This window comes from Acinetobacter entericus (genome assembly GCF_026168575.1).
Classification (GTDB): domain Bacteria; phylum Pseudomonadota; class Gammaproteobacteria; order Pseudomonadales; family Moraxellaceae; genus Acinetobacter; species Acinetobacter bouvetii.
Genome location: NZ_JAPEQW010000126.1, coordinates 1 through 663, shown reverse-complemented (window position 1 = coordinate 663; position 663 = coordinate 1). Strand labels below are relative to the sequence as shown.

Sequence of the window (663 nt, the reverse complement as noted above, 5' to 3'; positions counted from 1 at the left end):
TTTCATCCATAACAATAAGGCGTTATATGGTGTTGAGGCGATTTGTAGGATTTTACCGATCTCAGCTTCTACCTATTATCGAACACTAGATATTGCTGAAAACCCAGAACATCGAGCAAAGCGAGATCTACATGATTTGCATCATGCTGAACAAATTAAACGAATTTGGAAAGAAAGTTCAGGTCGATATGGTGTACGTAAAGTTTGGCAACAACTGAAACTTGAAGGTTATGTTATTGCACGCTGTACAGTGGTTCGCTTGATGAAGAAGCTAGCTATACAGGGTGTTTGGCGTGGGAAGAATAAATACACCACCCGTAGCCGAGATGATCAAAAAAGAGCGGATGATTTAGTGAAACGTAATTTTACTGCTGATTATCCTGACCCTTGCGAAGCAGTGCTTCTCAGGTCGGTGACTTCACGTATATTCAAACTCATTCAGGCTGGGTCTATACCGCCTTTATTATTGATGTGTTCTCACGAGCGATTGTTGGATGGAAAGTATCAACACGTATGAATACAGACATGGTGCTCGATGCACTAGAGCAAGCATTGCATGACCGAGGTATACCTAAGAATGTGATTCATCATTCAGATAGAGGTGTTCAATATCTTTCAATTCGCTATACCAATCGTTTAGAAGCAGCAAATTTACGAGCATCA

1 pseudogene is annotated in these 663 nt (G+C 40.7%); it reads left to right on the top strand.

Annotation, left to right across the window (positions count from 1 at the left end):
* Positions 1-663: pseudogene (locus tag OKC24_RS19865) on the top strand (IS3 family transposase); the annotation flags it as partial.